Below are 24,705 nucleotides of genomic sequence, written 5' to 3'. Positions count from 1 at the left end.
GATGAAGATTGCAGGAGCCCCGATCAGCTGGGGTGTATGTGAAGTTCCAGGCTGGGGATACCAGATGAACCCGCAGCGCGTCCTGACGGAAATGAAGCAGATCGGCCTGACCGCCACAGAATTTGGCCCCCAGGGATGGCTGCCGCTCGAAGCTGAAGCCCGCGCCGCGCAGGTCGCCACGTATGAACTCGACGTCGTCGGCTCATTCTTCCTGTCCATCATGCACGACCCTGAAATCGACCCGATTCCTGCCGTCCAGAAAGAACTCGATGCATTCGAGGTCGCAGGCGGCAAATACCTGATCCTCGCCGCAGACTCCGGCGTTGAAGGATACGACGAGCGTCCTGTCCTGGACGAAAAAGGCTGGGAAACACTGTTCACCAACCTCGACCGCATCTCAGCCGCATGCGCCGAGCGCAATGTGATCGCCTGCCTGCACCCGCACTGGGGCACCATGGTGCAAAACGTTGACGAAGTGGAGCGCGTCCTGGACAACTCGAAGGTTGGCCTGTGCCTGGATACCGGCCACCTCGCCTGCGGTGGTGCAGACGTTGTCGAACTGGTCAACAAGTACGCCGACCGCGTCGACATCGTCCACGCCAAGGACATCCACAAGGACATGACCGACAAGCTTCTGCCCGGCGAACTCAAGTGGGGCGAGGGCGTCAGGGCCGGTATGTTCGCACCCATTGGCGAGGGCGACATTGATTTCGCTGCGATCGTCAACAAGCTCAATGAAGCTGGATTTGACGGTTACTACGTCCTTGAGCAGGACATCATGATCGACGAGGAACCACCGGCAAACGGCGGTCCTGTCGTTGACGTCAAGAAGTCTCTGGAAGTGCTCAAGGCTCTCGACAAGTAAGACGGGTCTATTGACGAGGCGTCTCGCTGTCTGGCGAGGCGCCTCGTGTGCGTCTAACGCGCCGACATCGTGCCTGTCGTTTCCCTTTCGATCAGAGACGGCGAGACGACCACATGATGTGGCGCTCCGTCCGGATCCTCCATCCGCTCCAGCAAAATCGACGCCGCGCGCGTTCCCATTTCCTCCACGGGCTGCGAAATCAAAGTCACCTGAGGTGACACCATTGTCGTCCAGTCAGCATCATCGGTGCCGATCAGTGACACATCCTCGGGCATGCGCCGCCCACTTTCCTGCACCGCCCGATACGCACCCATCGACAGCACGGCGTTCGCCGCGTAGATGGCGGTCGGCGGGTGGGCTCGAGCCAAAGCGGACGCGGTCGCCTGGCGGGCTCCTCCGGCGTGAATATTCGTCTCCACCAGCTGCAAACCATGACGATCGCGATGCGCCTCCGTCCATGCGGCCTGGAAACCCAGATAGCGGTCAAACGTGGTGGAAGCTGCAGACGGACCAAACAAACACAGAACACGCTGGTGGCCGCGTTCAATCAGATGATTCGCAGCTAACCGGCCGACAAGAACGTTATTCAAGAGCACCGAGTCACCCTCGTACGATCCGACACGCCGGTCAACGACGACGGTGGCAATGCGGGCCCGGGTCAGCAGCTCAACGTTCTCATCAGCTTCCGACGCCGCGGTCAGGATCACTCCGCACATGCGCTGTGAAATGGCATTGGCAATAAAGCGGCGCTCGCGGTCCAGATCTTCACCCGTATTACACAACACGATCGACAGACCGTTGGCGGTGGCGATCTGCTCAATGGAGGCGACCAGTCGCGAAAAGTACGGGTTCTGAATATCCGACACGATGACAGCCCACACATCCGAGCGCTGGCGGCGCAGGGCGCGACCTGTTGAATCGGGGACATAATGCGTGCGCCTGACAGCTTCCATCACCCGTTCAGCGAGGTCAGGCTTAACGGTGCCTGCGTTGCTCAACACGCGTGAGACGGTCGCCGTTGACACCCCTGCGGCGCGAGCGACATCGATCATGCGCACGCGTTGGGGAGCATCGATGGATTGATGTTTTCTTTTCATAGTGTCTTTTCCGCAAAATGCCAACCAGTGTTGCTGTCAAGTGTAATGACTGCGCCACTGCAGACCCGTCTTGACGTGGACTGTCAACAATATTAGCCTAAAATGTAATCGATTGCATGAAAGGCCGACGATGACCACCCCACATCCATTCACAGCTCTGCCCCTCGGCGGGATCGGAACCGGCAACCTGGCGCTCGCTGCCGATGGATCGCTCAAACAATGGCAACTGCACAACATCGGAAATCACACGGGAACGCTACCCGGATCATTCTTTGCCCTACGCATCAGTCAGTGGGAGCCGCCTTTCAACGAACAGCGTGTCCTGATCGCCCAACCAGGTGAGCCGCACGAACCAACAGTCTTGGTCAACGATGATGACGTACCGACTTGGCAGCGCGACCTGCTCGAGGAATTCTCACCGATGGCCAATGCCTCCTTCGAAGGACACTATCCATTTGGCACCGTGACATTCGTCGACGACACACTGCCGGTGAAAGTCACGCTCGACGCATTCACCCCGCTCATCCCGCTGAACGAAGATGACTCCGCACTACCTGCCGCCCTTTTCACCTTCACCTTCACGAACACTGACCCCAAGACCGGGCTCAACGGCTGGCTCGGCGCAGGTCTTCAGAACGCCATCGGTCATGACGGCATGACCAACCCGGTAGGCGTCCACTCACCGCGATACGGCGGCAACGTCAACACCGTCCACCGCGCAGACGGTTGGACCGAACTCACCATGACCAACCCCTCCTTAAACGAATCCGCTCCGCGCGATCCTGGAGCAGGCACCATGAGCCTGAGCGTGTCAGGCACGCGCGTCAGCTCCCTTCCTCAGTGGACTGATCCGGCGCAGTTCATGGACTTCATGGCGACACGCCAGCCGGTGGGCCCCGACGAATGGAACGACGTTCCAGATGACCTGCCTGACCCGCAGCCCAACGGCATCACAGTGCGTCCCATGCCCAGCCCGTCAGGATCAACATGGAACGGGGGAGTGGTCTCGCAGTTCTTCCTTGAACCGGGTGAAACCACCACAGTGCGCGTCGCGATCACATGGCACTTCCCGAACAGATACGTCAACTTCGTTCAATTTGGAGGCGTACAACCCACCTACGCTCCGGCCACACACTGGCTGGGAAACCGCTACACCACACGCTGGTCGGATGCCTCACAGGTCACCGCGTACGTACACGAAAACTGGGACACCCTCGAACACCACTCACGCGCATGGGTGGATGCCATGACGAGCTCTGACCTGGCCGACGAACCGGGCGGCGAAGTCGCAGATCGGATGCTCACACAGGCCGCAATTGTGCGCTCCCCGAGCTACTTCCAAAGTGCTGATGACCGCACATTCGCCTTCGAGGGAGTCCTGGGCGCATCCACGCCGATGTGGGCTGGATTCGTCGGCGGGTCATGTCCGCTCAATTGCACGCACGTGCACGCCTACGCGCAAGGCACAGCCAAGCTTTTCCCACGCATGGAACGCTCCATGCGCGAAACAGAGTTCACCATCACGCAGGCACCCGAAGGATTCATCCCGCACCGCGTCCTGCTGCCACTGGAGACGCCACAGATCTGGGACAGAGAAATCGGAGGACCGGGCGATCCGGCGCTTGACGGAATGCTGTCAATCGTTCTGCGCACATATCGCGAAGCCCGCTACCAGGCTGGCGGCGCATGGCTGGAGCAGTACTGGCCGAACCTGGTGCGGCTGATGGACTATATCGAAGACACATGGGACCCCGACTCAACCGGACTGCTCCACGGCATCCAGCCCTCCACGCACGACATTGACCTGTGTGGTATCAACCCCTACATGGGGACATACTGGCTGGCAGCACTGCGCGCGATGGAAGAGATTTCCAAACTTCTGGGCGACGATGAGCGCGCCAGCCACTACCGAGAACGCTTCGAGGCATCCTCACGTGCCTACGATGAGGCGCTGTTCACCGGCGAGTACTACCGCCAGGTCCTCGAAGAAGGGGACCACGACGACTTCCAGTGGAAGGACGGGTGCCTGTCTGACCAGCTCATCGGCCAATGGTGGGCGCACCAGCTTGACCTGGGATACCTGCTGCCACGCGACCACGTGGTGACGGCGCTGAAGAATGTTGTACGCCTGAACCTACGCACCGGTTTTGACGACTTCGAGCACCCCTACCGCTCATTCGCTACCGGCAAGGAAACGGGTCTGCTGATGTGCTCATGGCCGACCGGTGGGCGACCCGATGTGCCCACACGATACTGCGACGAAGTGTGGACGGGCATCGAATATCAGGTGGCGGCACACTGCCTGCACGAAGGGCTCACCGACGAAGGCTATGCGGTCCTGCACGGACTGTGGGCGCGTTACGACGGCACGACACGCAATCCGTACAACGAAATCGAATGCGGTGACCACTACACGCGCGCGCTGTCCGGTTGGAGCGTCTTCGATGAGCTCACAGGGATCACGTGGAACCAGTTCACCGGCGAACTGAGGATTGCCCGCGAGCCGCGCCGCAGCCTCGTCGTGATGACAGGCACCGGTTGGGGCACGCTGACGCGCGACGAGGGAGGCCTCACACTGACCTGCCTGTACGGCACCATCGATGCCACGGCCGTGACCGTGGCAGATACCCCCGTGGCGCCGGAAGGAGTGAACATCTCAGCTGGAGAGAGCGCTAAACTGTCTGCAGCACAGGAAAGTTGATCGAAAGGCGCCCAGTGACATCTGCGAAGCGTGCAGGAATCCCGACCACCATCATTGTCGTGGGGTTGATGCTGTTCTCCATGTTCTTCGGAGCGGGAAACCTAGTCTTCCCTCCACAACTGGGACAGCAGGCTGGAACGAACTACTGGCCGGCGATCCTTGGTTTCCTGTCAACCGGTGTGGTTCTGCCGATGCTGGCGATTATTGCGGTGGCAGTGTCTGGCGCCGGGCTGGGAGATATTGCCAAGCGAACCGGCAAGGTTTTCGCGATGATCTTCCCGGCACTGATCTACCTGTCGATCGGCGCGTTCTACGCGATCCCGCGTACTGCGAACGTTGCGTACGAAATGGGGTTTGTTGGGCCAACCGGAATATCGGGCACAGTGGCGCTGCTCCTGTTCGTCGTGGCGTTCTTTGCTCTGAGCCTATGGCTGTCACTGCGCCGCGCCGGCATCGTCGACGCGCTGGGCAAGTATCTGACTCCCGCCCTTCTGACATTGATCGTCATCCTGGTGATCGTGGGATCCGCGCGCCTGAGCGCTGCTCCCAGTGCGCCGAGCGAGGAATACGCGTCCTCGCCTTTCACGTCCGGCATCCTGGAGGGCTACTTGACGATGGATTCGCTGGCTGCACTGGTCTTCGGGATTGTTGTCCTGCTGTCGCTGTACTCGCGTGGAGTACCCGCGGGGCGCCCCTCCGTCATCGCCTGCATCATGTCAGGTGTGGTCGGGGCAGTACTGCTGGGACTTGTCTACCTGGGGCTGGGGCATCTGGGTCGCTCCGTTGGCCAGCAATTCAACAACGGTGCAGAACTGCTTGCCTACGCTTCGCACGTCGCCCTCGGATCAGCAGGATCGTGGGTGTTTTCCGGAATCGTCCTTCTGGCATGTCTGACGACGGCGGTTGGCCTGATCACCTCGACCGCCTCCTATTTCGCGACCCTGATCCCTGCTGTTGACTACCGAGGGTGGAGCATCATCTTCACCATCATCGGCGCGCTGATGGCAAACCTGGGCCTGACTGTCATCCTCGACATTGCGGCTCCTCTCAACGCGCTCCTCTACCCCGTAGCCGTTACGCTGATTTTCCTCACGCTGATCCAGGCCGCACTGCGTTTCCGCCTGGTGTGGGCCTATCGCCTGCCGGTTGCGCTCGCGGCGGTTTTCGCACTCAACGACCTTCTGCGTTCCTTCGACATTGAAATTGGTCGGGCGATCCCCGCCATCATGAAGCTGCCGCTGTATGGTCAGGGACTGTCATGGATCCTGCCAGTTGCCATCCTGGCTGCTATCTGCATCGTGATCGACAAAATCCGAGGACTGTCAATTCAGAGCCCCTCGGAGATTGCCCGTCGGTCAACACTGCTGCATGACCTGCCCGAAACGGAAACTACCGCTTAATCAATCCGGCGTACTCAAAAGCGCGCGCCAGACCATCCTCGTCAACGGGGGAGGTCACCCACGAGGCGATCGCCTTGACGTCTTCGCTTCCATTGCCCATCGCGATACTCGTGCCCACACCCGCCAGAAGCTCACGGTCATTGGGGGAGTCACCGATTCCTACAACGTCACTGATGCTGATTCCAAGGTGACCACACAGCACATGGGCGCCCGTCAGTTTGTGACACTGTGCTTTGAGGATTTCACCGACGCGCGCATCGGCCGTACCCACCGAGCCACCGATGATGTCGAAACGCTCATCCAGCTGGCTGCTCATCGCCTCAAATATTCCGGCGCGAGGTGCCAGGAACGCACATTTCGAGGCCGAATCGGGTATCCCGGAGCGCAAGTACGGTTCGATCTGGCGCATATACGGCACCCAATCGGGATCTTTGCCGGGGAAAACTGACAAATAGTCGGCAGACGGATGCATGGCCTCGGAACTTTGCCACACCCACAAACACTCATTGCGGCTCAGCACCTCGTTGACTGATTCAATGTCCGCACGGTCGATGCGTTCATCGCGGATCACCTGACCATCGACCTCAACGTAGGCACCTGATCCGCCGATTACTGCGGAAAAGCCCAGATCCCACAGCCACGGGTAGATTTCTGGAGTGGATCGGCCGGTGCACATGGCCAGAATATGTCCGGCCTCGCGTGCCTCGCGGCAGGCAGCTTGAGCAGATGGTGGCACGTCCTGCGTCCGTGTGAGCAGCGTGCCGTCAAGATCAATCAGAACGAGTCGAGCCACGGTACCTCCTTCGTATTAGGCAGTGTGTCATACCTGTGGAAGAATGGTCAGCTGAAATAAGGAGAAGCGATGGCGTATATCGGAACCGATGATTCCTCAGGCGACCCGGTCTTTCAGGAAGACTCGGACGTTAAAGTACGCACCTACCAGCGCGGTCGTATCCGCATGGTCTACGCCGTGCGTGATAACCGCGTCGAGGAACATGCGCCGGATCCTTCCCGCCCTGTCTTCGTCATGATTCACGGCGTGGGGATGGGCAGGCGAGCACTGGCTGGACTGGCCAGGGAACTGGCACCTCACGGCACTGCCTATACGGTTGACTTGCCAGGCTTTGGTGATTCACCCACTCCGAAGCGCCCCCCGTCGATGGCTCAGTACGGCAAACTCGTTGCCGCTTTCATACGGGACAACAAGCTGCGTCACGTGATCGTGATTGGTCACTCGATGGGCACCCAGGTCGCAGTGGAGGTGGCGCGGCAACGGCCCGACCTGATCGATCAGCTGGTTCTGATTGCTCCGACCATCAACCCCGCCAGGCGGACCCTCCACCAACAGGCATGGGATCTGATTACTGACTTTGCCGACGATGGGCTGCACGTGATGGCAGTGGGTGTTGCGAATTATCTGCGTGCCGGCCCAGTCTGGTTCTTCCGAACGATTCGCGCCATGATGGATCACCGCGTTGAACGCATCTACCCGCAGGTGCCCACACCCACACTGGTCATGCGCGGAGAAGACGACCTGGTGTGTCCGCACGACTGGACGAAGCGCGTGGCACAGCTGCTGCCACACGGCACGTACGCGTCGATCGAGAATCACGGCCACGAAGCTGTGCTGCGAGATGCCGCTGCTGCCACTCAGATCATTCTCGATCACGTACTATGACCAATGTGGACATATCTCATCAGCCACTGCTGAGCGTCATCATCCCGGCGTATAACTCGCAAGATTATCTGCGCCGATGTGTCGAGTCCCTGATCGGCTATGCGCACCCCATCGAAATCCTCATCATCGACGATGGATCGAGTGACAAGACTCCCGAGCTTGCCGACAAACTGGCGCGCAGATTCCCTGAAATCCGCGCAGTCCACCAGGCTAACGCAGGGCATGGCGGCGCCCTCAACACCGGCATCCGCGAGGCCACAGGCCGTTACCTGAAAGTCGTGGACTCTGACGACTGGGTCGACCGGCGCTCGCTGACACGCGTGTTGGATCAGATGGCCGCAGACCAGGACCGCGGCGACGACGTCGACATGTACGTGGCGAACTACGTCTACGAGAAACAAGGAAAATCTCATAAGCATGCGGTCCGCTTTCTCAACGTTCTTCCTGCTGATCGCATCATTGGGTGGGATGACATGCGTGCGTGCCGCTACGACCAGTACCTCATGATGCACACGCTCATTTTTCGCACCGAGCTGGTCAGACAATCCGGGATGATCCTGCCGGAGCATACCTTCTACGTGGACTACCTGTATTCCTACGTGCCCTTGCCGCATGTGCGAACGCTGCGCTACATCGATGCGAATCTGTACCGCTACTTCATTGGCCGCGATGACCAGTCAGTGAACGAAAAAGTCATGATTTCACGTATCGACCAGCTGCTGCGCGTCAACGCGGGGATGCTTGCCGGCACCCCTGACGAATCCACTGTCCCTGCACACCTGTATCGCTACATGATTCACTACCTGCGCATCAATTTCATCGTGTGCTCCCTGATGTTGTTGCTCTCTGGCACACCAGAACACGTCCAGGAGAAAGAACGCCTGTGGGCGGAAGCTGACCGAGACTACCCGCAGGTCACTCGGCAGGTCAGATCAGGTCTGCTCGGACGGCTGATCTCGCTGCCGGGAACGCCCGGACGCGTCATCCCGCTGTCGATCTACCGCATCGCCCGCGCCGTCCTCGGCTTTAATTAGAATGCGAAAAGAATCTGCCCGCCGGGCTCGGTGATCGTGACGTGCGGCGCGTCAGAATCATGCAGGTCGAGAAAAACGCAGATCGTGTGTCCATCCGCGCTGGAGCGGTACGACAGCTGCTCGTTGGTTACCTCGCACACCTGCGTGCGCGCATGGACAAGCCACGGATGCTGGCGACGCAGCGCAATGAGCGCCTGGTGGGTCTGGAACACTGATTCGCCCAGATTCGACAGGTGTTCGGGCAGATCAGGGAACGAGGGACGCACCTGATCGTCGCCGCCGAGCTCATCGGTCTTGATTCCGGTATAGCCCTGTTCGTCGCCATAGTAGATCGATGGGATCCCGCCGACAGTCATGACAATGGCGAGGGCGACGCCGACATGTTGGCTCCCGATCTGCGAGGCAATTCTCGTGACGTCGTGGTTGCCGATGAATGTCTGTGGGGTGAAGGAATCGAGGAAATGGTTGTGACGATCGAGGCACCACTGCAGCTCAAAGAAATTTCGATCCGAGATACTCGACCAGATTGCCTTCCACAGTTCGTATTGGGTCAGTGAATCAAAATGGCACTGCTCGATCATGTCGGTGTAGTCACCGTGGATTACTTCACCCATCAGCCACGTTTCAGGGAAACGCGCCCGAACGGGGTCGATGACGTCGCGCCAAAAATCGCTCGGCACAGAGTAGGCGGCATCCAGACGCCAGGCGTCGATGCCGCGTTCAAGCCAGTAGGTCATGACGTCGGTGGCGTATGTGCGCGCCTGTGCACCGGCGTGATTGAGCCGAACCAGCTCACCGTGACCTTCAAAGATGCGTGGAGTCGGACCTGCGGGGTCCTCCCAGTCAATGTCGAATAAGTCCGCGTGCTCACTGTCGGGGCCGGCAGCGAGAACCTCGCTGACCAGCGGGTGCCGAGAGCTGACGTGAGAAAAGACACCGTCACATGCCACGCGGATGCCGCGCTCGTGGCACGCGGCAATGAGGTGATCAAAGTCAGCTTCATCTCCCAGGCGCGGGTCAACTGCGAAGTGGTCAAGAATGTCGTAGCCATGTGATGTTGACTGGAAGATCGGGCCCAGAAGCAGGCCGTTGGCTCCCAGCTCGATCAGGTAGTCCAGCCAGTTTTCCAGCATGGTGATCCGGTGCGCCGACGCGTCGGCCCCGAACGGAGGACGAATGGGGGCGCCGCACATTCCCAGCGGGTAGACGTGCCACCACACCATGTGATCAATCCATGACATGACTTTCGCTTTCCTGGTCGTGGTCATAATGTAGACGCGTGGGACAAGTCATCGAGGGCATCGCAGTCATCGCAGTCATTATGGCTGTTGGATGGATCGCGCGCGCAACGAAAATCCTCAAGACCGATGCTACTGGACACATCACTGACCTGGTGTATTGGATCGCCGCGCCCGCACTCCTGTTCTCCACGATCGCATCAGCTGACCTCGATGTTGTCATCGGCCGTCCCCTCGTCGTGGCAGCAGCAAGCGGTGTCGTCACCGCCAGCGTGTTCGCTCTGATCGCTCGCCTGACGATGCGGCCGACGATTGGCGATCTGACGGTCGGCGCAATGTCGTCCTCGTTGAACAACGCGGCCTACGTCGGCATCCCGATCGCAATCTACGTACTGGGGTCAGCAGTACACGGCGTGCCGATCATGGTGTTTCAGCTGGGCTTCTTCACCCCGATGTTCTTCGTCCTCATCGACCTGTGTACGCCGGGTATCACGCTGTCGATTGTGACCATCGTACGCTCCGTGGTGACCAACCCGATGGTGATCGCGGCGTTCCTCGGATTCCTGTGCGCAGCGGTGAGCCTGGATGTGCCGCCACTGATCGCCAACGCGACCGAGATGATCGGGCAGTCCGCGCCGGCGCTGGTCCTGATTAGTTTTGGCGCTTCCTTGGTGGGGCAGCGCCTGACTGCGCGATCCCAGGACGGGCACATGGTGATACTCGCCAGCTGCTTCAAACTCATGGTTCAGCCGGCGTGCGCGTTCGGAGCAGGACTGCTGCTGGGCATGGACGGGCACGCGCTGTTGGCAGTCACGGTGATGGGCGCGATGCCCACCGCGCAAAATGCCTTCATCGCCTCAGCGCGGGCAGGCGTCGGCAATCACATCGCGCAGGGCACTGTGCTGATTACCACGATCATGTCACTGCCGGTGACCGTGCTGATCGCCTGGCTCTTCCACCTTGCGGCTCTGGTTTAGACAGATCACGACAGCGCGGCAGCGACCGCCAGACGCAGCGTCGTCTCAAACTGTGTTTCACGTTCCTGCGCCGTCATATCCGACGACGAGTCAAGCAGGTGATCCGAACACGTCAACACGGTCAGTGCCTCTCGGCCGCACTCTGCCGCCACGCCATACATCGCGGCAGCTTCCATATCCACGCCCAACACACCATAGTCCGCCAGGCGTTGTGTCTGACCGTCGGGCGCGAAGTAGAAGTGGTCACGCGAAATAATCGTTCCCACGTGAACAGTGTCGTCTTCGGTTGCGGCCTCGACGGCGGCTCGCGCCAGGTTGAACGAGGCGACCGCACTGAAATTGACACCGGGAATGCGCAGCTGATTCATTGCGGAATCCGTGTGTGCACCGATCGCGACGATCGTGTCGCCCACATGAACTTTCGGTGAGATTCCGCCGCACGTGCCGACGCGGATCACGCGCTGAACGTCGAAGAACTTCATCAGTTCGGTGACGTAGATCGTTGCGGAAGGCTGACCCATTCCCGATCCCATCACCGACAGTGGCTGACCGTCGACAGTGCCGGTGAAGCCCAGCATGCCGCGCACATCAGTGACCAGTCGCGGTGAGTCCAAAATTGTTTCAGCAATACGCTGGGCACGCTTCGGGTCACCCGGCATCAGGACTGCGGGGGCGAAATCACCTGGCTCAGCTGCAATGTGTGGGGTCGACATGGGCCTTCCTTCGTTCTCGTGTGGCGCGAGACCATCCGATATGCGGATACTTCTTCACCGCGCGCTGACAATACTCTAGCGTGAGCTTCATCCCGCAAGTGATGGAGTGACGAAAATGAGCTCACAACAAACCAAACCGCGTCGCGAAACGTGGTCCGGTCAAACAGCGTTCCTCATCTCAGCCATTGGTTCAGCTATCGGCCTGGGGAACATCTGGCGTTTTCCAGGCGTGGCCTACGCCAACGGTGGTGGCGCGTTCCTGGTGCCGTACCTCGTCTCCCTCGTCTGCGTCGGTATCCCGATCCTCTTTCTTGACTACGCGATCGGTCATAAACTGCGTGGCTCACCGCCGTGGGCGCTGCGCCGCATGACAGCCGGCGGAGAATTCCTCGGCTGGTTCCAGGTCGGCGTCTGCTTCGTCATCTTCATTTACTACGCAGCGGTGGTTGCCTGGGCGGCCAGCTATGCGTGGCACTCCATCACCCTGGCATGGGGAGATGACTCGCAGACCTTCTTCCTCGAAACGTTCCTCCAACTCGACGGATCAGATTCAGTGTCATGGACACCCGTCCTGTCAGTGTTGGTCCCTCTGGCCGTGATCTGGCTGTTCGTCCTGTTCATCGTGGGACGCGGACTGACCAAGGGCGTGGAACTGGCGAACCGTATTTTCCTGCCGTTACTGGTCATCCTGTTCGTGGTGATGGTGGTGCGCGCACTGTTCCTGCCTGGCGCCATGGAAGGACTTAACGCTTTCTTCACCCCGCAATGGGATCAGCTGACGAATCCGCATGTGTGGCTGGCAGCGTTTGCACAGATTTTCTACTCGCTGTCAGTGGGCTTCGGCATCATGGCGACCTACGCCTCCTATCTCAAGCCCAAGTCAAACCTGACCGGAACCGGCCTTGTTGCAGGTTTTGCCAACTCATCCTTCGAGCTGCTCGCCGGCATCGGCGTTTTCGCCGCCCTCGGCTTCATGGCACATGCTCAACAGGTTGGCGTGAACGAACTGGAAGGCCTTACCGGCCCGATCCTGTCGTTCGTGACCTTCCCGCAGATTATCTCGATGATGCCGGGCGGCCCCATCTTCGGCGTCCTGTTCTTCACGTCCCTGACGCTGGCAGGAATCACCTCGCTGCTGTCACTGTTGCAGGTTGTTTCCGGCTCCATCCAGGACAAGTTCGGAGTCACCCCGCGTAAGGCTGCGATGATTATGGGCGTGCCTGCGATGGTGCTGTCGCTGGGACTGTTCGGTGTGCGCTCGGGACTGAATGTCCTCGACGTCATCGACACCTTCGTCAACAACATCGGCGTGGTCGCCTCTGCCATGGCGCTGTGCCTGCTTTCCGCGTTCGCCGGTCCGCGCCTGAAGGGACTGCGTCTGCACCTCAACTCGGTCTCATCGATCCGAGTTCCCGCTTTCTGGGACCTCGTTGTGGGTGTGATCAGCCCGATCGTCCTGGGCTTCATGCTTATCAGCGCACTCATCGACTATGTGATGCACGGATATGACGGGCATGCTACCTCCTTTGTCGGCATGTTCGGTTGGGGAATGCTGCTGGCAATCATCGTCTTCGCCGTTATCATGACGGTGACCAAGTGGCATCACTCCCTCGACTCGCGCGCGAAAGGACTGGAACAATGACAGCGAGCGCACTCATCTTGATGGTCATCTCGATCCTGCTCGTGTGGGGAGGCCTCGTCGCCTCGACCGTCGCACTCAAGACCCTCAAGCAGCCTGACGTTGACGACACCATTGAGGAGCCTGTCGAGTGAAACTGGCAGCTTTCGATCTGGACGATACGTTAGCCCCCTCGAAGTCGCCGCTCCCGTCCCTGATGGACGAGCGCCTGTGCGCGCTCCTCGACGTTGCCGACGTGTGCATCATCTCCGGAGGACACATCGGCCAATTCCGCACACAGGTCCTGGCGCACCTGCACGCTGACGACGCGCAGCTTGAGCGCCTGCACCTGATGCCAACGTGTGGAACCCGCTACTTCAGGTATCGCGACCAGCAGTGGCACCAGATCTACGCGATGGATCTGAGCGCAGACGAGCGCCAGCGGGCCATCGAGTCCCTGACTCGGCACGCACACGACCTGGGAATTTGGGAAAGCCACACCTGGGGAGACATTATTGAAGATCGAGGATCACAGATCACCTTCTCTGCCCTGGGGCAGGAAGCGCCCCTGGAGGCCAAGCGCGCATGGGACCCGGACGGAACGAAGAAAGTTGCACTGGCTGAGCGGGTCGCCCGCGACGTTCCTGAGCTGTCGGTACGCGGTGGCGGGTCCACATCTGTCGATATCACCCGGCAGGGCGTTGACAAGGCGTTCGGCATGCGCCACCTGGTCGAGGCAACACGTATTGCAGTCAGCGACATAGTGTTTGTCGGGGACAGGCTTGACGAGGGTGGCAACGACTACCCGGTGAAAGCCGCAGGATTCACGACGATCCCAGTGTCAGGATGGGAGCAGTGTGCTGAGGTGATCGCGCAGCTAATTGAGTGCGCGAGTCGCCCAGAAAAACACTGCTGACGCAGCAGCCACATTCAGCGAATCCACACCGCCGGCCATCGGGATACGCACCGTCAGATCTGTCTGCTCAATGGTGCGGCGCGACAATCCGTCGCCCTCAGTACCGAAGAGCAATGCCACCTTCTTGTCCGGAGGGTTCGCCACGAACTCATCGAGACTCAGTGAGTCATCACTGAGTGCGCAGGCGACCGTGCAGTAGCCCGCCTCGCGCAGCACGTCAACGGCTGGCCAGGTATCCAGCCGAGTCCACGGTACCTGAAAGACCGTGCCCATGGAGACACGGACGGAGCGCCGATACAGCGGATCACAGCAGCGAGGTGTGACGATGACAGCGTCAACACCCAGAGCAGCTGCAGAACGGAAGATTGCACCGACATTCGTGTGATCAACCAGGTCTTCCAGCACAGCGATCCGGCGCGAACGTGTTAAGAGGTCCGACACGTCCGGCAGCTCGGGACGCTGCATAGCGGCAAGAGCCCCGCGATGCAGGTGAAATCCGGTGATGTGTTCGAGCACCTCTTCGGAGGCGATATACACGGGCACGTCACCGCCGTCAACACTTCCTGTCGAGGATGCCAGCAGATGCTCCATCTGCTCGAGCCAGCGCGGCGCCATGAGGAATGAACGCGGATGATGACCCGTCTCAAGTGCCCGCATGATCACATTGTGTGATTCCGCCATGTACAGTCCGCGTTCCACTTCCAAGCTTGAACGCAGCTTGACGTCCGTCATGCACGTGTAGTCAGCAAGCGCACCGTCCGGTACGGCTGCTTCCACGTCTTCCAGGCTCTGACATGCGGTTAAATCGATGATCACACCCGCCATTATGCTCCATCGTTTATCCACAGCGCACCGTGGGTACCCTCGTCAATCCACAAAGCCCAGACGCGTGCTGGCACAGGTCGATCCTCATGCGGTGAACTGCACGCACCGACACAGAAGGAGGACGTCATGCTGACCGAGCAGACGAAGGTAGAGGGAATGTATGGGCCTGCAGGATGGCTCGACACGAGTGGCATCACAGTTCTTTTGGCTCCTTACATGGAGCTGGATGATCACGATTATTGTCGCTTCACTATGGTTGGTGGGGACGATGCTCGCGAGCTGAGGAGCCTGCTGAGTGCAGAAAACCTGCAGTGTTCGCAAAATGGAGGGCCGACGGTTGAAGCCGCGCTCGATGCTGCGATCACTTTCCCTCAGGAGGTGTACGTGAGCGGTTATGTCATTCGCCAGCCGCGACGAGACGAACGAGTCAGTGTCGATGCGCTCGTGATACGTCACTCATTACCGGACGGTGTGACGCGAGCCTGGCCATATTTGCGCGACAGATACGCGCTGCATTGTCTGGCACCCGACGAATGCGACCGCATCTTGTTGGATGATCCGGTCGGGCATCTGGCGTGGTGGTTATGGTGGGACTAGAGACGCTAGGCTAGATCCATGTCCGTCTACTCATGGCTTTTTCGCAGCGTCATCCACCGCACTGATCCTGAACGTGCCCACCATGCAGGCCTTAACGCCGTTGCGTGGGCAGGACGACACGGCTTAATCCGCGCACTGATGCGCGCCACCATCGGATACTGGGATCCGCATGCACGCTCCATGCTGCTGTGGCCCACGCGCTCCCTGCCGACAATCGGTGAGCGCACCGTGCACGGACGCCTGGGTCTTGCAGCCGGAATGGACAAAGATGCACGCGCCATTGAGGGCATGTGCGCGCTGGGATTCGGATTCGTCGAGATTGGGACGATCACACCCCGACCGCAGCCAGGGAACGACCAGCCACGCCTGTGGCGCCTCATGGACCAGGCCGGCCTGCGCAACCGGATGGGATTCAATAACGAGGGTGTCGACCAGGCTGTTGCGCAGCTACGTGAGCTGCGATCCACTCGTCACGGCAGGCGCTGTATCGTCGGGGCGAATATCGGAAAGAACAAGGTCACTCCACTTGACCAGGCGCCTCGTGACTACGAGATCTGTGCCCAGAAAGTTGCGCCGTGGGTGGACTTCATTGTCGTCAACGTGTCCTCACCCAACACTCCGGGACTGCGGGACCTGCAGGCTGTCGATCAGCTTCGCCCCATCCTGGAGGCTGCGCGACGCGGAGCCGATGCGGCGCAGCAGCGCCGTCACGTGCCGTTGCTGGTGAAAATCGCGCCCGACCTGAGCGATGACGACATCATCGAGGTGTGCTCCATGAGCCGGGACATGAAACTGGACGGGATAGTGGCCACCAATACGACGATCAATCACGAGTGGGGAGAAGGTGGCGTTTCAGGAGCCCCGCTGTTCCCGCGTGCTCTCGATGTGGTGTCTCTGGTTGCTGAGCACCTGGACGACCATCAGCTTCTGATCGGCACGGGCGGGATCTTCACCGCATCTCAGGCTCAGGCCATGCTGGATGCCGGTGCCGACCTCGTTGAAGCATTCAGCGCATTCGTCTTCGAAGGGCCGACGTGGCCGGGCGCGATGAACCGCGCCCTGGCCCTGAACTAGTCTTTCTGTTTCTTCGACCCCTTCGGGAACTCGCCGCGTCCCACCTGAGGAGCCGGCGAGCGCCAGCGGCGTGCCATCAGCATGCGTGAAAATGCGTAGAACCACGAGCCGCGCGGGATCACCTTGTCAGGGAAGCGCTCGCGGATACGACGTTTGAGGATTTGCCAGACTATGACGCCCTCAATAATGCAGAGCAGCAACGCGCCGTAGAAGAAGATGAACATCACCATCATGACGACGGGGAGCTGACCGTTGGTTTGCTGCGCCGGTGCGATGAAGGAAAATGCCAGCGACAATGCGATGAAAACCAGCATCACCGGCATCATGAACTCGCAGATCGACCAACGGGCATCCAGGTAGTCGCGGATGAAACGACGGATAGGGCCACGATGCTGGGGCGGCATATAGCGCTCGTCTCCCGTCGTCATCGCTTCCTGTTCACGGCGGAAACGCTCATCACGCTTCTCTTTGGCCTGTCGGCGGGCTTCCTTACGGTCAGCCGGCACCAGCGGACGATTCCTGCGCGCCTCAGCCTGTCGGCGCGTCGGCGTCGGACGGCCCTTCTTTGCGCTCGCTTCATGCGTCGGCTCGTCGACGGGAGCGGCTGTCGTTGACTCTTCTGAAGATTTCTTACGGAATAACACACCTTTAGGGTAGTTGATTGAGACCCACAAGCCGAACTACTAAACTCAGTGATATGACTACCACTACTCATGATGACCTCACGCCCTCAGTCCAGGAGCTGCGTGAACGTGTCGATCAGCATTTCGACGAGCTGCTCGACGAACTCAAGACACTCGTATCCATTCCGTCAGTTTCCTCCCTTCCGGAGCATCAGGACGACGTGCAGAAATCAGCTGAACACGTCAGCAAGCTCTTCAACGATCTTGGCCTGGAGACTGAGATTCTACGTGCCGACTCGCCTTTCGGCGGACAGGGTGAGCCAGCCATTGTTGGACACACCCCCGTCATCGAGGGAGCGCCCACCGTCCTGCTGTATGCACACCACGATGTTCAGCCCACTGGTGAACTCGACCGCTGGGACGGTGACCCGTTCGACGCCACCGTTAAGGGGGACAGGCTCTATGGCCGCGGCGCATCCGATGATGGCGCCGGCGTGATCGTCCACCTGGGCGCCCTGCGCACCCTTGCCGATGATCTGGGCCTGAACGTGCGTGTCTTCATCGAAGGTGAAGAGGAGCTTGGTTCCCCCTCGTTCGAAAACTTTCTGACGACCCACGCTGACAAGCTGGACGCTGACGTCATTGTGGTTGCTGACGGTGACAACTGGAAACCGGGGATTCCCGCGATGACTGCGTCACTGCGTGGCAACGCCGTGGTGACCGTGGACGTGCGCGTACTCGAGCACGCTGTCCACTCCGGCGCATTCGGCGGTCCGATCATGGATGCTGTCACAATCGCTGCGCGCATGATTGCGACCTTGCACGACGAGGACGGCAACGTGATTGTCGAGGGCCTCAAAGCCACCGACACGTCCGATATAGACTGGCCTGAAGACGAGTATCGTGAGGCTGCTGGCGTCCTTGATGGAGTGACGCTTGCCGGATCGGGTGACCTGGCGGCGCGCGTGTGGACAAAGCCATCTATCAACGTTATTGGCATGGACGTTCGCTCTGTTGCGGAATCATCCAATACGATCGCCCCGCACGCACGTTTCCGCCTGTCGATGCGCGTGGCCCCCAACCAGGCCCCGGCCGAGGCTCGAGACAAGCTGATCGAGCATCTCAAGGCACATGTTCCGTTCGGCGCTGCCATCGACATTTCAGTGGAAAAGTGCTCACCGGGATTCCTGGCCGACCTTGATTCCGAACCTGCCCGCGATCTGCACTGGGCGCTGGACACCGCGTGGGACACTGACGCGGTGAATAAAGGTGTGGGCGGATCAATCCCGTTCATCTCCCACTTCAAGAAGCACTTCCCGCAAGCAGAGGTCCTTGTGACGGGCGTGGAAGACCCCTTCACGAATGCGCACTCCGAAAACGAGTCGCAGAGCATCCCCGACCTGAAGGCCGCGATCCTGGCAGAAGCGCTCCTGCTGGCCCGCACTGCCAAGCGCGCACGCAGGTAGTGCGCGTCCTTATCGTCGGACACTGGTTCGCCCCGCGCGCCCTCCCAGCACTGGAAGCGGTCGCGCGGGGTATTCAGCGTGTGCGCGACGCGGCATGTGAGCCGATCGTGTTCGGACCCGGCCCGTTCGTCACATCCGATCGCCTCATCGTTCGTGTCCCCGACTCCGCGACGAGTACACGCGACGCAGGCCGGGAACTTCGCCGCCTCCTCGACCAGGGCGATACTCCCGTGCTCGAAGGTGGTCATACCTCCTGCACAGACGGGGGAAGCGAATTTCTCAGTGCCATCACCTCGCTGCCTGTCGACACGTACGAGCAGATGGAACAGGCACTGCACCGCGCGCAATCGGACCGCAGGCTACGCGAGGTGGTCGCGCTCGCCTCGACCAGGCGCAGCTTGCTCGGCTTTACCTCGGTACTGTCGACACGCGCAGACGGGACGGCTCGTCATGACCAGAACCTGGGTTTATCGAGCCGCCTGACACGCCTGTTTGCCACACATCGGGATACAACGGACGTGTCACGTCTGGAAGGCAGTGGCGCGGCAGGAGGAGCGGCCGGTATGCTCGCCCTGTGCGGTGGGAGCATCGTGCCCACAGGCGAGGCCCTGGCCAGAACCCTCAATCTTGACCAGCGCATGGAGCAGGCGGATCTGGTCGTCATCCTTGAGCCCTGCGCGCACGACCCACTGCTGCATGATACCCTCATCGACACGCTGACCGACCATGCTGGTCGCCATGCGTTGCCAGTCGTCCTCGTGTGCGAATCGACGACACTGTCGGCACTGGAAAAAGCGCAGTGGGGTATCCACGGGATAATTGACACGCATCCTGGAGCACTCATGCCGACCTGTATCGCTGAGAACGAACAGGATGACTACGAGGTGCTTGAAGCTGCTGGAATGCGCCTGGCTCGCACGTGGATACCCGGCGTGGAAAACGCCACGATATGAACACGGTCGTGGCGCGTTGCTTATGAGCGTCGTAGGCTGGATCTACGAGTACTGAAATGATGAGGAGCAACATGTCTGACGTTGAGACACAAACCCCGGCCCACGAAGTGACCTTGACTGACGCGGCTGCCGCGAAAGTTAAGAGCCTGCTGGACCAAGAAGGCCGCGACGACCTGCGTCTGCGCATCGCCGTTCAGCCAGGGGGATGCTCGGGTCTGATCTACCAGCTTTACTTTGACGATCGCCTGCTTGACGGCGATGCCATCCGTGACTTCGAAGGAGTCGAAGTTGTCGTCGATCGTATGAGCGTTCCCTACCTTGCCGGAGCCTCCATCGACTTTTCAGACACGATCGAACGCCAGGGATTCACGATCGACAACCCCAATGCGCGTAACACCTGCGCATGCGGAGAATCCTTCCACTAAACCATTTCCCCCCTCAAACAAAGGTCCTGTACGTGAAATTTCAGCGAATCACGGCGGTTGTCGCTGCCCTCTTTCTGGCCGCAACGATGAGCGCATGCTCGTCCGGCGACTCCTCACAGTCCGGTCAATCAGGTCAGGCAGCAAGCCAATCTGGTGATGAGAACCGTCCTGCTCCCTCCGATGAGCCAAAAGTTGACCGCTCAGGCACGCAGACGATTCCCGAGGTGAAAGGTGATTTTGGGGAAGAACCTGTTATTACCCCGAGCACCGGATCCGAACCCGTCGACACCATCATTGCGACAACACTTGTGCAAGGTGACGGCCGTGAAGTTCAACCCACCGATGCCGTGCAGGTGGCATACAAGGGTGTTCTGTGGGACGGAACGGAATTTGACTCCACCTTCAAAGAAGGCGGGAAGCCCATTGCGTTCTCACTGGATCGCGTGATTGTCGGATGGAAAGCCGGACTGACAGGTCAACACGTGGGGGACCGGGTCGAATTGGTCATCCCATGGCAGTGGGCATACGGGGAGCAAGGACAGGCTTCGATTCCACCCAAGTCAACTCTGACCTTTGTTGTTGATATTCACAATGCGGTCGATACCGCTGATGTGGATCAGCTCAAGAGCGCCACGCTTACAGATGCAGCGTTGCCCGACGGTGTCACCGTGGAAGGTGACTTGGGAACTGCTCCGAAACTGACGCTGGCCGAAGGCGCGAACCCCGAACCAGGAACGTACCTCATTTCCGAGGGAACAGGTCCTGAACTGACCAAGGACAATTACGCTGTCCTGCGTGCCGTTGAAGCAGTGGTGGGCGTGCAGAATGAAGGACAGACACAGATGTGGAACGTCCCGAACCTTGCACCAGTCGCCAACCTGGCGCAACTGGAAGGTCACAAAGTCGGATCACGACTCATGGTCGTCATCGATATGGCCGATCCGCGTCCAACCTCGGATCAATCACAGTCAGGCGAGGTTCAGATGCTGCGCGACGTGGCCATTTTTGATCTGGCTGGATCGCTCTGACCTGTAAACAGATAGAATGACTCGAAGTCGACTACGTGACTAAGGAGCTATCGTGACCGAACAGAATGTGAACGTCCTTGTCTTCAGTGATGATGTGGATACCCGAAAAGCAGTCATAACGGGGGCGGGCGTGCGTCCCGGTCGAGACACTCCCACCGTCACATACGTTGAAGCTGCCACCGCTTTCGGAGCCGTTGAAGCAGTCAAAGATTCTGAGTTTGCGGCGTTGATCCTTGACGGTGAGACCGAAAAAGAAGGCGGTATGGCTGTCGCCAAACGCCTGCTGACTACCATGGATAATGTTCCACCCATCATTATGATCACGGCACGCCAGCAAGATGACTGGCTGGCGCAATGGTCCGGTGCAGCGGCCACCGTACCTGAGCCAATTGATCCCATCGTGCTGCAGGAAACTCTGGCACGCCTCCTTCAGGAGTGATTTGCGTGGAGTGGACTGACATTATTGAACGTCTCCTGGCCGGTGAGGACCTGAGCTACGAACAGACCTATGCGGTCATGGACCGTGTGATGACGGGCGAACTGGGCGACGTGAAACTCGCTGCCTTCCTGACGGCGCTATCGGCTAAAGGTCCCTACGTCAGTGAGATCCGCGGTCTGGCTGACGGCATGCAGGATCACGCCGAACCTGTCGATGTTCCCACCGATGTGCTCGACATTGTCGGCACGGGCGGTGATGGGGCACATACGGTGAACATCTCCACCATGTCAGCGATTGTCCTCGCCGCTGCTGGAGTGCCCCTGGTCAAACACGGTAACCGCGCGTCAACCTCGTCGTGCGGATCAGCTGACGTGATCGAAGAACTGGGAATCAAGATCGACCTGTCGCCCAGCGGTGTGGCTCAGGTGTTCGACGAACTGGGAATTACCTTCCTGTTCGCCAACAAGTTCCACCCGTCAATGCGTTTTGCCGCAACTGTGCGCCGCGCTCTCGGCTTCCCAACAGCGTTCAATATCCTCGGCCCGCTCACCAACCCTGCCAAGCCTGAAACATCTGCGATTGGTGTTGCCAACGAAAGTCACGCTCCGCTCATGGCAGGAGTGTTCGCTCAGCGCGGCCAGTCGGCTCTAGTGTTCCGCGGAAAGAATCATGGCCTGGATGAGCTCAGCTCAATTGAGCCTGCTCAGATCTGGGCAGTGCACGACGGTGAAATCACCTTCAGCGAAATTGATCCCGTCGCAGAGTTCGGCATGAAGCGCGGAACGCTTGAAGACCTGCGCGGTGGCAAAGCCCATGAGAACGCGAAAGTGGTCTACCGCATCATGGACGGAGAAGAAGGCCCGATCCGTGACGCCGTGCTGCTCAACGTCGCAGCCGGACTGGCAGCATTCGGACGTCACGATGGCGTCGGCCCGACCCACGGCTCACTGACCGACCGTATGCGCACCGGTATCGATATGGCGCGCGAGACGATCGACAGTGGTAAGGCAGCTGATCTGCTCAAGCGGTGGATCGAGGTCTCCAAGAGGGCCTCACTCAAGGCCTAGGTGGAACGCTTCTTCAAGGTCCTGGGATGCGAATGAGCGGAACGCGATATGCGTACGCATCTGAGTGACACCCGGGACCTTTCCCAGCTGATCTGACACGACCTCGGCAAGGTCTTCGTACTCGCGGACCTTGACGAGGGCGACCAAGTCGATATCACCGGTCACTGAATACACATCACTGACGCCATCCAGGTCAGCAAGCGCCTGTGCAACCTCGGGAATTTTATCGATCTCAGCGTTGACAAGAACAATTGCGGTCAGCATGGTCATCCTCTCCTGTAGGTTCCTAGTTCATTGTGGTCTCTGGACGTCTGGCCTGTCCAACGGCGCGGATGAGCGTGTCGCGTCGAAGCGGTGACGTCCACGTCGAACCGAGCGGCACGACCCCATCCCATTCAATCAGGCGTGCTCCCGGCCTGGTCAGATCGCGGTACAGCACTCGCGTCTCCTCCCACGTCGTCCCCGCAAGAAACACGTCTGGGCGAGCGGGGACATCCTCGTCATGGAGCATCTCCACCCACGGCAACGGTGACGTACCCGGCGGCGAGACCGCGACGCGTACCAGGCGCCCGAATGAAGTCAGCGCGATCTCCCATCCGCCTTCACTGCGATGGTGCGCCCATACGGCCCGCCGAGCCAGCCCGAGCGCCCGGACAATTCTCTGCTGCTCAATGCCGCGAATATACGTTCCGAGCAGGGTGCGCAGACGTGCAGCACGCTCAAAATGCTCATCGCTTGCAGCCTGATTCATCTGCTCATTCAACGCATCGATGACGCTGCACTCGTCACAATCCATCGCGTCGGCACCTGCCTGTTGGAGTGCGTCGATCGCCTCACGTGCAGATGCGTGCGTCGAATACGGTCCGAGGGCGTCGAGGGCTTCGTGCGATTCAATCACCGGCACGCATTCAAAACGATCGTGGCGCCGTACCACCCAGTGCGTGGCTTTTTGACGGCGCGAGGCGGAGTTGAACAGGGGAGACAGGGTGCGGATCAGACGCAGTTCCTCCACGCGTGCCTCAAGTTCAGTAGACGTGGATTGAGCCTCCACGCCGGTGGCGACCGCCAGCATTCGTCGGACCTTCCGGCGCGTCTCACTTGCCGTGAAGTAGGTGCGTACGCGTGAGCGGATATTGCGGGCAGAGCCGACGTACAGCGTTCCGCCGGCATCATCGACGAAACGGTAGGTGCCCGGTGTTTGCGGCAGAGAATCAGCGAGTGTGGATTTTTGACGTGTGCGTGGGGGAACGGGGCGCCCGAGTGTGACCAGATCCTCCACTGTTGATGCGCCGGACTTGCTGACCAGGTCGCACAAACCGTGGAATACCTGCACGGTCGCCAGTACGTCGCCGAGTGCGCGATGCGCGTCGTAGTCGCTGACACCAAAATGCGCAGCAAGGGTTCCCAGCTTGTGGTTGCTGATCATGGGGCGGGGGAGTGCGAGGCGTGCCAGAGCCAGGGTGTCAACGATGCGGATGCGCGGCCACGTCATGTCACACGCATTGGCGGCGCGGCGCAGGAAGCCGACGTCGAAACGTGCGTTGTGGGCGACAATGATGGGCTGCTCGTCAAAATCTGCCCACTGGTGAAACTGTGGATAGACGTCTGTTATTAGTGGGCACTGCGCCACCGACTCATCGCTGATGCCGGTCAGAGCAGTGATGGACGCTGGGATGGGCTGGTCTGGATTGACCAGGGTGTGAAACTGGTCGGTGATGCGCCGACCGTGCACTTTGACAGCGCCGATTTCTGTGATGGCGCTGCGTGTCCCGATGCCGGTAGTCTCTAAGTCAACGACGATCCACGTTGCCTCATCCAGCGGCGTGCCCAGCTGGTCGAGGCCAACCTGGACTCCAACGGGAACAGCTTCAGCCAAACGGCGTGCAACCGGGGAGTGAGGATGAAGGTCGACCTCGCCATGGCCATCTTGAGCCGGATGAGTCGAAATCGTCATACAGTGGATCCTAGTCG

25 protein-coding genes are annotated in these 24,705 nt (G+C 59.8%); 17 read left to right on the top strand and 8 right to left on the bottom strand.

The features are described 5' to 3' along the window. Position 1 precedes the first annotated feature (1 nt). Positions 2-865, top strand: coding sequence for a sugar phosphate isomerase/epimerase family protein (locus tag AC1EJ1_RS04275; protein WP_285014303.1), 864 nt, complete (start codon positions 2-4; stop codon positions 863-865). Positions 866-918: 53 nt separating this feature from the next. Here the strand turns inward: AC1EJ1_RS04275 and AC1EJ1_RS04270 are convergent, their stop codons facing one another. Then, positions 919-1,962 (bottom strand): LacI family DNA-binding transcriptional regulator, encoded by a 1,044-nt coding sequence (locus tag AC1EJ1_RS04270; RefSeq protein ID WP_480295367.1) that lies wholly within the window; start codon positions 1,960-1,962, stop codon positions 919-921. 130 nt (positions 1,963-2,092) lie between these two features. Here AC1EJ1_RS04270 and AC1EJ1_RS04265 point away from each other — a divergent pair, with 130 nt between their 5' ends. Then, positions 2,093-4,663, top strand: coding sequence for a GH116 family glycosyl hydrolase (locus AC1EJ1_RS04265; protein WP_480295366.1), 2,571 nt, complete (start codon positions 2,093-2,095; stop codon positions 4,661-4,663). Positions 4,664-4,677: 14 nt separating this feature from the next. Next, a complete protein-coding gene (gene brnQ / locus AC1EJ1_RS04260; RefSeq protein ID WP_480295365.1) occupies positions 4,678-6,063 on the top strand; it encodes a branched-chain amino acid transport system II carrier protein in 1,386 nt (461 codons plus the stop codon). On the opposite strand, the gene AC1EJ1_RS04255 is transcribed toward brnQ, so the two are convergent. After that, the gene (locus AC1EJ1_RS04255; RefSeq protein WP_092648494.1) at positions 6,053-6,856 is read right to left on the bottom strand and encodes a Cof-type HAD-IIB family hydrolase; all 804 of its coding nucleotides are present in this window, start codon (positions 6,854-6,856) and stop codon (positions 6,053-6,055) included. The genes brnQ and AC1EJ1_RS04255 overlap by 11 nt on opposite strands. A 69-nt stretch (positions 6,857-6,925) precedes the next feature. Here AC1EJ1_RS04255 and AC1EJ1_RS04250 point away from each other — a divergent pair, with 69 nt between their 5' ends. Together AC1EJ1_RS04250 and AC1EJ1_RS04245 are read left to right on the top strand one after the other, a co-directional pair. Next, positions 6,926-7,741 (top strand): alpha/beta fold hydrolase, encoded by an 816-nt coding sequence (locus AC1EJ1_RS04250; RefSeq protein WP_480295364.1) that lies wholly within the window; start codon positions 6,926-6,928, stop codon positions 7,739-7,741. 5 nt (positions 7,742-7,746) lie between these two features. Further along, entirely contained in the window at positions 7,747-8,775 is a 1,029-nt protein-coding gene (locus AC1EJ1_RS04245) for a glycosyltransferase family 2 protein (RefSeq protein ID WP_480295363.1), read from the top strand. Here the strand turns inward: AC1EJ1_RS04245 and AC1EJ1_RS04240 are convergent. Then, a complete protein-coding gene (locus AC1EJ1_RS04240) occupies positions 8,772-10,016 on the bottom strand; it encodes an alpha-amylase family protein (RefSeq protein ID WP_480295362.1) in 1,245 nt (414 codons plus the stop codon). The two genes, AC1EJ1_RS04245 and AC1EJ1_RS04240, sit on opposite strands and share 4 nt — an antisense overlap. Positions 10,017-10,054: 38 nt before the next feature. Here AC1EJ1_RS04240 and AC1EJ1_RS04235 point away from each other — a divergent pair, with 38 nt between their 5' ends. Continuing rightward, positions 10,055-10,990, top strand: coding sequence for an AEC family transporter (locus tag AC1EJ1_RS04235; protein ID WP_480295361.1), 936 nt, complete (start codon positions 10,055-10,057; stop codon positions 10,988-10,990). A gap of 5 nt (positions 10,991-10,995) precedes the next feature. Here AC1EJ1_RS04235 and deoD read toward each other — a convergent pair whose 3' ends face one another. Then, on the bottom strand, positions 10,996-11,703 hold the full coding sequence (gene deoD / locus AC1EJ1_RS04230) for a purine-nucleoside phosphorylase (RefSeq protein WP_070726542.1): 708 nt from the start codon (positions 11,701-11,703) through the stop codon (positions 10,996-10,998). Between the two features lie 115 nt (positions 11,704-11,818). Between deoD and AC1EJ1_RS04225 the strand changes: the two genes are divergently transcribed. Genes AC1EJ1_RS04225 through AC1EJ1_RS04215 form a run of 3 tightly spaced genes read left to right on the top strand, consistent with a single transcriptional unit; the run spans position 11,819 to position 14,237 of the window. Continuing rightward, positions 11,819-13,345 (top strand): sodium-dependent transporter, encoded by a 1,527-nt coding sequence (locus AC1EJ1_RS04225; RefSeq protein WP_480295360.1) that lies wholly within the window; start codon positions 11,819-11,821, stop codon positions 13,343-13,345. Beyond that, positions 13,342-13,476, top strand: coding sequence for a methionine/alanine import family NSS transporter small subunit (locus AC1EJ1_RS04220; RefSeq protein WP_092648501.1), 135 nt, complete (start codon positions 13,342-13,344; stop codon positions 13,474-13,476). The genes AC1EJ1_RS04225 and AC1EJ1_RS04220 overlap by 4 nt, the downstream gene beginning before the upstream one ends. Further along, a complete protein-coding gene (locus AC1EJ1_RS04215) occupies positions 13,473-14,237 on the top strand; it encodes an HAD-IIB family hydrolase (RefSeq protein WP_092648502.1) in 765 nt (254 codons plus the stop codon). The genes AC1EJ1_RS04220 and AC1EJ1_RS04215 overlap by 4 nt, the downstream gene beginning before the upstream one ends. Here AC1EJ1_RS04215 and AC1EJ1_RS04210 read toward each other — a convergent pair. Then, positions 14,199-15,053, bottom strand: coding sequence for a TrmH family RNA methyltransferase (locus AC1EJ1_RS04210; protein WP_480295382.1), 855 nt, complete (start codon positions 15,051-15,053; stop codon positions 14,199-14,201). The two genes, AC1EJ1_RS04215 and AC1EJ1_RS04210, sit on opposite strands and share 39 nt — an antisense overlap. 135 nt (positions 15,054-15,188) lie before the next feature. Between AC1EJ1_RS04210 and AC1EJ1_RS04205 the strand changes: the two genes are divergently transcribed. Together AC1EJ1_RS04205 and AC1EJ1_RS04200 are read left to right on the top strand one after the other, a co-directional pair. Beyond that, positions 15,189-15,659: a hypothetical protein gene (locus tag AC1EJ1_RS04205; protein ID WP_480295359.1), complete on the top strand. Its 471-nt coding sequence runs from the start codon at positions 15,189-15,191 to the stop codon at positions 15,657-15,659. 18 nt (positions 15,660-15,677) lie between these two features. Further along, positions 15,678-16,733 (top strand): quinone-dependent dihydroorotate dehydrogenase, encoded by a 1,056-nt coding sequence (locus AC1EJ1_RS04200; RefSeq protein WP_092648504.1) that lies wholly within the window; start codon positions 15,678-15,680, stop codon positions 16,731-16,733. Here the strand turns inward: AC1EJ1_RS04200 and AC1EJ1_RS04195 are convergent. Beyond that, positions 16,730-17,377 (bottom strand): DUF3043 domain-containing protein, encoded by a 648-nt coding sequence (locus tag AC1EJ1_RS04195; protein ID WP_058236549.1) that lies wholly within the window; start codon positions 17,375-17,377, stop codon positions 16,730-16,732. The two genes, AC1EJ1_RS04200 and AC1EJ1_RS04195, sit on opposite strands and share 4 nt — an antisense overlap. Before the next feature lie 53 nt (positions 17,378-17,430). Here AC1EJ1_RS04195 and AC1EJ1_RS04190 point away from each other — a divergent pair, with 53 nt between their 5' ends. The 6 genes from AC1EJ1_RS04190 to trpD all read left to right on the top strand — a co-directional run bounded on the left by AC1EJ1_RS04190 (position 17,431) and on the right by trpD (position 22,734). Then, positions 17,431-18,822 carry a M20/M25/M40 family metallo-hydrolase gene (locus AC1EJ1_RS04190; RefSeq protein ID WP_193600007.1) on the top strand — a complete coding sequence of 464 codons (1,392 nt, stop codon included), beginning with the start codon at positions 17,431-17,433 and terminating at the stop codon, positions 18,820-18,822. Continuing rightward, positions 18,822-19,775 carry a glycerate kinase gene (locus tag AC1EJ1_RS04185; RefSeq protein ID WP_480295358.1) on the top strand — a complete coding sequence of 318 codons (954 nt, stop codon included), beginning with the start codon at positions 18,822-18,824 and terminating at the stop codon, positions 19,773-19,775. The genes AC1EJ1_RS04190 and AC1EJ1_RS04185 overlap by 1 nt, the downstream gene beginning before the upstream one ends. A 71-nt stretch (positions 19,776-19,846) precedes the next feature. Then, positions 19,847-20,200: an iron-sulfur cluster insertion protein ErpA gene (gene erpA / locus AC1EJ1_RS04180; protein WP_058236551.1), complete on the top strand. Its 354-nt coding sequence runs from the start codon at positions 19,847-19,849 to the stop codon at positions 20,198-20,200. A gap of 32 nt (positions 20,201-20,232) precedes the next feature. Further along, a complete protein-coding gene (locus tag AC1EJ1_RS04175) occupies positions 20,233-21,228 on the top strand; it encodes an FKBP-type peptidyl-prolyl cis-trans isomerase (protein ID WP_480295357.1) in 996 nt (331 codons plus the stop codon). A gap of 52 nt (positions 21,229-21,280) precedes the next feature. Then, positions 21,281-21,667 carry a DNA-binding transcriptional response regulator gene (locus tag AC1EJ1_RS04170; protein ID WP_092648508.1) on the top strand — a complete coding sequence of 129 codons (387 nt, stop codon included), beginning with the start codon at positions 21,281-21,283 and terminating at the stop codon, positions 21,665-21,667. 5 nt (positions 21,668-21,672) lie between these two features. Further along, complete coding sequence (trpD, locus tag AC1EJ1_RS04165) at positions 21,673-22,734, top strand: anthranilate phosphoribosyltransferase (RefSeq protein ID WP_480295356.1); 1,062 nt, start codon at positions 21,673-21,675, stop codon at positions 22,732-22,734. Here the strand turns inward: trpD and AC1EJ1_RS04160 are convergent. Together AC1EJ1_RS04160 and AC1EJ1_RS04155 are read right to left on the bottom strand one after the other, a co-directional pair. Then, entirely contained in the window at positions 22,720-23,004 is a 285-nt protein-coding gene (locus AC1EJ1_RS04160) for an Lrp/AsnC family transcriptional regulator (protein WP_480295355.1), read from the bottom strand. The genes trpD and AC1EJ1_RS04160 overlap by 15 nt on opposite strands. Before the next feature lie 16 nt (positions 23,005-23,020). Beyond that, on the bottom strand, positions 23,021-24,688 hold the full coding sequence (locus tag AC1EJ1_RS04155) for an exonuclease domain-containing protein (RefSeq protein WP_480295354.1): 1,668 nt from the start codon (positions 24,686-24,688) through the stop codon (positions 23,021-23,023). Between the last annotated feature and the right edge of the window lie 17 nt (positions 24,689-24,705).

The organism is Pauljensenia sp. C0170B4 (assembly GCF_056590235.1).
The sequence above is the reverse complement of the archived record's forward strand: the minus strand, read 5'-3'. Positions and strand labels throughout refer to the sequence as shown.